Annotated in this window: 3 protein-coding genes and 1 pseudogene; 2 read left to right on the forward strand and 2 right to left on the reverse strand. The window is 46.8% G+C overall.

The window, feature by feature from the left end; all coding sequences use genetic code 11:
- Together PHX29_06280 and PHX29_06285 are read right to left on the reverse strand one after the other, a co-directional pair.
- Nucleotides 1-696, reverse strand: a 696-nt coding sequence (locus PHX29_06280; protein MDD5605495.1) for a riboflavin kinase, incomplete at its 3' end; no start/stop codon positions are given.
- A 166-nt stretch (nt 697-862) separates the two neighbouring features.
- A complete protein-coding gene (locus PHX29_06285) occupies nt 863-1,300 on the reverse strand; it encodes a hypothetical protein (GenBank protein ID MDD5605496.1) in 438 nt (145 codons plus the stop codon).
- A gap of 375 nt (nt 1,301-1,675) precedes the next feature.
- Here PHX29_06285 and PHX29_06290 point away from each other — a divergent pair, with 375 nt between their 5' ends.
- Together PHX29_06290 and rpoC are read left to right on the forward strand one after the other, a co-directional pair.
- The gene (locus tag PHX29_06290; GenBank protein ID MDD5605497.1) at nt 1,676-5,455 is read left to right on the forward strand and encodes a DNA-directed RNA polymerase subunit beta; all 3,780 of its coding nucleotides are present in this window, start codon (nt 1,676-1,678) and stop codon (nt 5,453-5,455) included.
- Nucleotides 5,456-5,465: 10 nt separating this feature from the next.
- Nucleotides 5,466-9,275: pseudogene (rpoC, locus tag PHX29_06295) on the forward strand (DNA-directed RNA polymerase subunit beta').
- The last annotated feature ends 425 nt before the right edge of the window (nt 9,276-9,700 follow it).

Below are 9,700 nucleotides of genomic sequence, written 5' to 3' on the forward strand. Positions count from 1 at the left end.
CTGACCATCAAACATGGCAATAGTTGCATACATACCGTTAGGAGGTATGGCAAAAGCCGGATTAACCGGTATATTAGCTGTCGGGAAGCCTAATTTTCGCCCAATTCCTTTGCCGATGGTTACCGTTCCCTTAAGGCTGTAGTTGCGTCCTAACATATCGGCAGCTTGTCTTATCTTGCCTTCAGATATTAAAGATCGTATGGCGGTGCTTGAGACAATACTCCCTGCGACGGTGACTGGCGGTATTATGGCGGTTGTAAAGCCCATTTCCTTGCCCAGTAAATCCATTTTACTCAGAGATCCTTCACGGTTACGTCCCATGGCAAAATCAAAACCCAATACAAGACCTTTCATTCCAAGGTGGCGTTGGAGCAGAGTACAAAAATCTCTGGCGCTGGTTTGTGATAGTTCTGGGGAGAAATTGAGGCTTGTAACGAATTCTGCTTTGGAGTGTTTGATAAGAGCTATTTTATCCTCATTCGAAGTAAGTAACAACGGTGCATTGCGATGTTCAAGTTGGCTTAAAGGGTGATTATTAAAAGTAATGACACCACTTGAAAGGCGTTTTTCACTAGCCTTGCTAACCAGTTCGGATAGCAGTCTCTGGTGTCCCCGGTGGACACCGTCAAAAACACCGATGGTTAGCAGGGTGTCTACGCCAAGGGCGAGGTTTCTAAATTCCTCTTCTAATGACATAAAAAAGCAGTCTAAAGTTGATTAAAGCTGGATCTTGCTTCATATATTACCCCATGAACGAGGTTGGTGTAAACAAAGCATGGGAGTGATGGTGTTCTGGAGGATGATAAAACCGCCGTTCATAAAAGCGGCGGTTTTATCATCGGATTTGATTTAAAGTGTTTTGTTATCCGGCTTTGTGGCAATCGTAGCATTCAGCTACGTCGAAATCCGGATGGAAACCATCATCTGGCATCGGGTCGGTTCCGCCGATCATGTGGCAGATGCCGCAAAGACCGTCATAGCCTGTTCCGGTGGCGTGGCTGGTGATAGCTGGTGCATTTTCAGCGGTAGGTTCGCCACCGCCTGGCTCCGTGGTAGTCGGTTCAGTCGTGGTCGGTTCAGTCGTGGTCGGCTCCGTGGTAGTCGGCTCAGTCGTGGTCGGTTCAGTCGTGGTCGGCTCCGTGGTAGTTGGCTGAGTGGTAGTGGTGGTAGGCTGAGTGGTTGTAGTGGTCGGCTGAGTAGTAGTCGGAGTAGTTGTTTCTTTGCCGTTACCACATGCTGATAGTGCTAAGGCACTAACAACCATTACCATGGCGAGAAAAATCGAAATTTTCTTTGTCATCTGGTTTTGACGCCTTTTCCTTTCTAGAAATATTTTTACCATATGATTCTAACAGAAAAAACGAGAATGCTCAAAAGTGAAATTGATGTTGATGACTTCAATTATATTCAGCGGATATCGTTCTGGAAACACTTGTTATGAGTTAAAGCAGAGGACATTTCTAAAGAGTGTTGACATGAGTGAATACCCCCTTCGGTAACATTTTAGGTGAGTGAATACGTGGAGTTGAAAATCGATTATCATTATGCTATACTTTCAGTTTGCTATTATGCCTCTACGAATTATTCATTTTTCAGCTGTTTATAATATCCCTCTGCGTATAATTGCGCCCAATCGCTCTTGAGTTCTATCTCTGAATTTAGCTAAGGAGTTGAAATGGTAGCCGAACTGGCATTGCCTGCGAAACAACAGGCGAATTCAAGAAAAGTCTATTCAAAATTACCCAGGGTACTGGAAGTACCCAACCTGGTGGAGGTACAACTGGATTCCTTTACTGCCTTGATGGAAGAAGGCGTAAAGGCATTATTACAGGAAATATCTCCAATCCACGATTTTACTGGTAACCGTCTTGAGCTTAGTTTTGTGGGGTATGAATTCCGCGAACCCAGGCTCAACGAGGCTGAGTGTTATCAGCGTGACCAGACCTATTCCATGCCTCTCTACGTTAAGGCGAGGCTGCTGGTAAAAACCACTGGTGAAATAAAAGAACCGTTCGATTTGTTTTTCGGCGATGTGCCTCTTATGACCAGCAAGGGCACCTTCATTACCAGCGGGACGGAAAGAGTAATCATCAGTCAGCTCATACGTTCTCCGGGTGTTTACTTTATGGCAGAAGAAGACCTTGCAAGCGGACGGCTATTGTGCCATGCTAATCTTATCCCCAGCCGGGGCGCATGGCTGGAATTCGATACCAGCAATCGCGATGTAATATCTGTAAAAATCGATAATCGGCGCAAGATACCGGTAACTACTTTGCTTCGAGCAGTCGGTTACAGCTCTGATTCTGAGATACTTGAACTTTTTGCCAAAGAGGATACTGCTGAGGATCGGCAGTTTATCAGGGCTACAATTGAGAAAGAGCCGGCTGTTATAGATGAAAAAACCGCCCTGCTGGATATTTATCGCAAGCTCCGCCCGGGCGATCCGCTTAACCTGGAAAATTCCAGGAAAATGATAGAAGACATGTTTTTTAATCCCCAATATTATGATTTGGGGATTGTAGGCCGTTACAAGGTAAACCAGAGACTGGGCTTGAACCGCGTTGAAAATGGGGAAAACCGGGCGCTGAGCCGGGAAGATCTGGCTGAGATTGTGCGGCATATAATAATGGTTAATAATGGGGCTGACCGTGCCGACGATATTGATCATCTTGGTAATCGCCGGATTCGTACGGTTGGTGAGCTTATTCAGAACCAGTTCAGAATCGGATTGATTCGTCTGGAAAGAGTCGCCAAGGAACGAATGAGCATCATCGCCGCAGATGTAGTTACTCCTACTGCGCTCATAAACATCCGCCCCGTAGTTTCGGCAGTGCGTGAGTTTTTTAGCGGATCCCAGCTTTCCCAATTTATGGATCAAACCAATCCTTTGGCAGAAATAACTCATAAACGTCGCTTGTCTGCTATGGGCCCTGGAGGGCTCTCTCGGGATAGAGCGGGATTTGACGTACGCGATGTCCATTATTCACATTATGGCAGGATCTGCCCCATCGAAACACCGGAAGGTCCAAACATTGGTCTGATTGGCTCCCTGGCAACTTACGGGCGTATTAATCCCTATGGATTTATTGAAACTCCTTATCGTAAGGTTATAAAGGAACTGGATGCTAGCGATAGCAGGCTGATTGGCAGAAAGGTTGCCGAAAAGGTTATTGGTAAAGATGATTCTATTTTGGCGGAAACCGGCGATATTATTGGTGAAGACAAATTAAAGGTTTTCAAGAAAGCCGGGATTTCCAAAGTTAAGGTAGCACCTTTTGCTTCGAACGAAATAGTTTATCTGACCGCCGATGAGGAAGAAAAGAATATTGTTGCTCAGGCCAACACAGTAATTGATGAGCTGGGGCAATTTGTCAGCGGGCGTATTGAAGCTCGCGTTGAAGATCGCTACGTCTTTATTGCGCCAGAAAAAGTGCACTATATGGACGTATCCACTATGCAGATATTTAGTGTCTCAACTGCACTTATACCCTTCCTTGAGCACAACGATGCCAACCGCGCTCTTATGGGTGCTAATATGCAACGCCAAGCGGTACCTCTGTTAAAACCCGAAGCTCCGCTGGTAGCAACAGGCATGGAAAGAGAAACTGCAAGAAATAGCGGGCAGATACATTTTAGCCCATGCAATGGCTTGGTGACCTCAGTTACCAGCTCTGAAATAGTTGTAGAAAGTGACGAAGGTGTTGTTCATCGTTTTCCGTTGCTTAAGTTTGTACGTACCAATCAGGGTACCTGTATAAACCAGAGACCAGCAGTAAGCAAGGGGCAACGGGTAGAAAAGAACCAGGTATTGGCTGACAGCTCTTCAACTGACCAGGGTGAGCTAGCGCTAGGCCAGAATGTAGTCTGCGCCTTCATGAGCTGGCGTGGTTTCAACTATGAAGATGCTATTGTTCTCAGTGATCGACTGGTGGAAGAAGAAAAGTTTTCCTCTATTCATATTTTCAAGCATGAAGTTGAAGCAAGGGAAACCAAGCTTGGCCCCGAAGAGATCACCCGTGATATACCTAATGTGGGCGAAGAAAGCTTAAGGGAATTGGATGAGGAAGGCATCATTCGTATTGGAGCAGAAGTCAAGCCCGGTGACATCCTTGTTGGTAAAATTACACCCAAGGGTGAGACTGAGCTGTCTGCTGAAGAGAAACTGCTCAGGGCTATATTTGGAGAAAAAGCAAGAGAAGTAAAAGATACATCACTCAAGGTTCCTCATGGCGAATGGGGTAAAGTGATAAACGTGAAGATTTTCTCCCGCGATGATGGGGATGATCTTCCGGTGAGAGTGAATAAATGGGTTCAGGTCTGGGTTGCCCAGAAGCGCAAGGTATCGGTTGGAGATAAACTGGCAGGCCGCCATGGTAATAAGGGCGTAATTTCAATAATTGCCCCTAGAGAAGATATGCCGATACTCCCGGATGGGACACCAGTTGATATAGTTCTCAACCCAATAGGCGTGCCTTCGAGAATGAACATCGGCCAGATACTTGAAACGCATCTCGGGCTCGCGGGCAGGGCACTGGGTTTCAAGGTACTCACTCCCATCTTTGATGGCGCTGATGAACGTGATATTGAAGACTCCCTCGCTCGTGAATGGCTGGTAAGAAGAGCAAAAGCTACGGTATTTGCCAATGATGGCAGTATCAGCGGTATTGATACTCAAAAGCTTTTTGGCTGGTTGTCAGAGCAGGGTTACGATCCGGATAAAGTCTGGAGTGATGATTTTCCTGGATCGGCCAAAGAAGCAAGCCAGAGAATATGGCTGGCTGATCAGGGTGTTAAGGCAACATCTATGAGTGCTGAAGACATGGAAACGACCATAGATGAGATCTCAGCCCGTACCAATATTCCCTCACCGATCAGCGGTAAGGTTATCCTGCGCGATGGCGGCACTGGTGAACCTTTCGATATGCCGGTTACCGTGGGAAGTATTTATATGCTTAAGCTGATCCATTTGGTGGAAGATAAAGTCCATGCTCGCTCCACTGGTCCTTATTCGTTGATCAGCCAGCAACCTTTGGGCGGTAAGGCACAATTCGGAGGGCAGCGCTTTGGCGAAATGGAAGTGTGGGCACTTGAAGCCTATGGTGCTGCTTATAATCTGCAGGAGATGCTCACCATCAAGTCCGATGATGTCACAGGGCGCACCAAAACCTATGAAGCTATTATTAAAGGTGACGATATAATGCCACCCGGAGTTCCTGAATCATTCAAGGTTCTGGTGAAAGAACTGCAGAGTCTTGGTTTGGCAGTAGAGGTGATTAACCAGGAAGAAAGGATCATAGAGGCCGATAAAGTCAGGGAAATTGGAGAAGAAACAGAAAGCGAAGTTATTGATACGGCTTCATTTACCTATATCGAGCCCAATTCGGTAATAGAATCTGCAGGTTTCACAGTTGAAAACAACGAAGATGAAACCTCGGCGGATAACGGCAAGGAATAGGAGTAGAAAGTTGGAAGTAAACGATTTTGATGCTGTGCGGATATCTCTTGCTTCACCAGAACAAATCTTGGGATGGTCTTATGGCGAGGTAACCAAGCCAGAAACAATCAACTACCGTACCCTTAAACCAGAGCGTGACGGTTTGTTTTGCGAACGCATATTCGGTCCAACCAAGGATTTCGAGTGTGCTTGCGGCAAGTATAAACGCATCCGCTATAAGGGCATTATATGTGATAAGTGCCAGGTTGAAATAGCCAAGTCGAAAGTCAGGCGGGAGAGGATGGGGCATATCGAGCTGGCAAGCCCGGTAAGCCATATTTGGTATGCCAGGGGCATTCCCAGCCGGATAGGTCTTTTGCTTGATCTCTCAACGCGTAATCTGGAAAGAGTAATTTATTTTTCTCATTTCATCGTTATCTCTGTAGATGAGTCTGCTAGAGGGGAAGTACTTAAGCGGCTGGATGAAGAAGCACATGAAGAATTCAGTCTGAAAAAGGATGAATTTGATCTGAAGGTTGCTCAAGCAGAAGAGAATGGGGCTGAACCAGGCGAAATCAACCTCATGAGAAGCGCGTTCGATGATGAAAAAGCCCAGATCGAAGAAAAATACATTTCACTCGTAAATCGAGTCAAAGAGCTTACTCCGGGAGCTTTGCTTACAGATACCCAGTACCAGGAAATGCTTTTGGTATGTGGGGAGATATTTGAAGGAGGCATGGGCGCTGAAGCCATACTCAAAATTCTTAAAACTGTAAACCTTGACACGCTTCGCAACGAGCTGATAGAAGAAATCCATACTACTACTTCAGCCCAGCGGCGCAAGAAGGCCAGCAAACGTTTGCAGTTGGTAGAAGCCTTCAGGCGCAGCAATAACCGTCCTGATTGGATGGTATTGACTGTGCTCCCGGTTCTTCCTCCCGAGCTCAGACCAATGGTCCAGCTCGATGGCGGAAGATTTGCCACGAGTGATTTGAACGATCTTTATCGTAGGGTTATCAATCGTAATAACCGTCTGCGCCACCTGATGGATATTGGCGCACCGGAAATTATCATACGCAATGAAAAGCGTATGCTCCAGGAAGCTGTAGATTCGCTGATAGATAACGGGCGTCGAGGGCGAACAGTTGCCGTCAGCGGTGATCACAAAGCAAAATCTCTTTCTGATATATTGAGGGGTAAACAAGGCCGGTTCCGCCAGAACCTGCTTGGTAAGCGGGTTGACTATAGCGGACGTTCAGTTATCGTTGTCGGCCCCAATCTTAAATTACATCAGTGCGGCTTGCCGCGCCGGATGGCGCTAGAGCTTTTCAAGCCGTTTGTAATTCATAGGCTCGTGCTGGAAGGCTTAGCTTCTAATATTAAGAGCGCCCGGCGGTTGGTGGACAAAGCTACCCCTGAAGTTTTTGACGCTCTTGAAGTAGTTGTGCAGGGGCATCCTGTACTTCTCAACCGTGCGCCTACTCTGCATCGCCTTAGTGTACAGGCTTTTGAGCCAGTGTTGATTGATGGCAGTGCTATTCAGATTCATCCGCTGGTATGTGCCGCCTTTAACGCTGACTTCGATGGAGACCAGATGGCGGTACATGTACCACTTTCGAAAGCTGCCATTCGAGAGGCCAAAATGGCAATGCTTTCCATCTATAATATGCTGCTGCCTTCGTGTGGGGAACCGGTTGTTACACCAACACTGGATATGGTATTTGGAATCTATTATCTAACTTCTGAAAGGGAAGATTCAAAACAAAAAAACCTGCCGTTCTTCAGTTCATTTGAATCTGCACGAATAGCCTATGAAGTAAATGCAATTGGGCTAAGGGACAGAATCCAGGTAAGAGTTGCGGAAGATGAAATCATCCAGACTACCGTTGGGCGTATATTGTTCAACGCAGTTCTTCCAAAGAAATATGGTTTTTGTAATAATCTGGTAGACAAGTCTACTTTAAAACAAATAATTTCCGACTGTTACAAGCTACTGGGAAACAATGTTGAGATGGCGAAAGTTCTTGACGGGCTGAAAGGCCTCGGGTTTAAATATGCCACTCAATCTGGCATAACCATTTCCATGGGTGATATTGAAGCCCCTCCCGGTAAGGCAGCAATCTTGGCCGAGGCTGAGGAGCGTACTGCTGTAGTTGATAGTCAGTACCAGAGGGGACTGATTACTGATGACGAACGTTATAACGGCGTTATTGAGGCCTGGATGGAAGCGACCGATAAAATTACCCAAGACCTTGCCAGTTCCTTGAGCCGAACCGGCAGTGTTTATATGATGAGCACCTCCGGAGCCAAGGGTAATCTAAGCCAAATTCGCCAGATGGCAGGTCTCAGGGGTCTTATGACCAACCCGTCAGGCCGGATTATCGACTTCCCTATCAAATCCAGCCTTAAGGAAGGCCTGAGCACTTTGGAATACTTTATTTCTACACATGGTGCACGTAAAGGTTTGGCAGATACTGCGTTACGTACATCTGGAAGTGGCTACCTGACCCGGCGCCTGGTAGATGTTACGCAGGATGTGATTGTTTCAGAGAAGGACTGCGGAACGTTAAATGGTACATGGGTAGTTGAAAGCAAGGATAAAGCCGAAATGCTTCCTCCGTTTGGGGAACGTATTACTGGCCGCATCTCTGCTGAGGATATCTACCATCCGGAAACCGGCGCCTTGCTGGTGGAGCGCAACCAGGAAATAGACGAACACCTTGCAGAAGTTATCATCAAGGCAGGGATTGACCGTGCGTTTATTCGTTCTGCCATGAGTTGCGAGTCTTCTTCGGGCATATGCCAGTTATGCTATGGGCGCGATTTGGCCTCCGGCAAGATGGTTGAACAATCGATTGCAGTTGGCATTCTGGCAGCGCAGAGTATCGGTGAGCCTGGTACCCAGTTAACACTCAGAACCTTCCATACCGGCGGTGTTGTCGGGCTGGATATTACTACCGGTTTGCCCCGCGTCGAGGAGCTTTTCGAAGCTCGCATTCCTAAAGCTCAGGCAATTATCGCTGAGATCGACGGCAAGGCTGAAATAATAGATGACGAAAATGGCAGACGAATAAGAATAACCAGCACAGAAACGTATTCTGATGAGTACGTATTACCTGAAGGGTGGCAGTGGATTATTCAGGATAGTCAGGAGATAACCTCGGGAACTCCGCTTGCAGCTCCAGCTGGGGAAGAAGGGGGATCCGCCCCAATTGCTGCTACGGCACCATTGGCAAGGGTAAATGGCATCGCTTCGCTTGGCGGAGAGCGCCTGTATATAACCTTTGAGGGAAGTGACGAGCGTGAATACGCTGTTCCCGCCGCTACCTATATAAGGGTAGTAGATGGACAGGAAGTGAGAGCCGGTGAACAGCTTACGGATGGCTCGATCAACCCGCAGGATATCTTGGCAATCCTCGGCAAGGAAGCCGTACAACGCTATATTGTAGACGAAGTTCAGAAAGTGTACTGTTCACAAGGCGTGCACATCAATGATCGTCATATTGAAGTAATCGTCCGGCAGATGCTGTCGAAGGTTAGAATTGACACCCCTGGAGATACCCGGTTCACATCACGAGAACTTGTTGGACGCATGGCCTATGAGGAAGAAAACGCCAAGATACTGGCAGAAGGTGGCGAACCGGCAACTGCTTATGCAGTACTGATGGGTATTACCCGCGCTAGTTTGAGTACTGATAGCTGGTTGGCAGCGGCAAGCTTCCAGGAAACCACCAGAGTTCTCACAGAAGCTTCTATTTTTGGAAAAGTTGACCGACTGGTTGGTCTTAAAGAAAATGTCATTATCGGAAAGCTTATTCCGGCGCATTGCCAGTCTTGCAAAGAGGAACTTGAGCATGAAAAGCAGGCTGCTCTGGAAGGGCATTCAGCTGAGGTAGCAGACAAATCGCTGGAAGTTGATAGTGCTGGTGGTGATATTGCTGGTGGTGATATTGCGTATGGAGAAGCTAGCCAGTCTGAAGATATAACGGCAGCTGAAGAAGAATCTCAGGAGTCCTCAACCGATTCATAAAATAAATACCTTATATTAAAGCTAGGTGAATAAAATAAGGCTGCCTTCATGGCAGCCTTATTTTATTGCCGGCTGATAGCTTTTAGGCATGTGTTATATGTTATAATCTATTTGAATACAACATAAAATTTTTGGAGGCAGCATATCAGTCGTATTATTTCGGGGGCAGTCAGCGAAGAGGATGTACCAGTAGATCTTAGCCTGAGGCCACGTAAACTTGCCGATTTTATTGGCCA

It is taken from the genome of Dehalococcoidales bacterium, from assembly GCA_028717385.1.
Classification (GTDB): domain Bacteria; phylum Chloroflexota; class Dehalococcoidia; order Dehalococcoidales; family CSSed11-197; genus CSSed11-197.

Bases quoted from the DNA above. Each gene is read 5' to 3' on its own strand.
- PHX29_06285 (MDD5605496.1), bottom strand. From the start codon at position 1,300: ATGACAAAGAAAATTTCGATTTTTCTCGCCATGGTAATGGTTGTTAGT.
- PHX29_06290 (MDD5605497.1), top strand. From the start codon at position 1,676: ATGGTAGCCGAACTGGCATTGCCTGCGAAACAACAGGCGAATTCAAGA.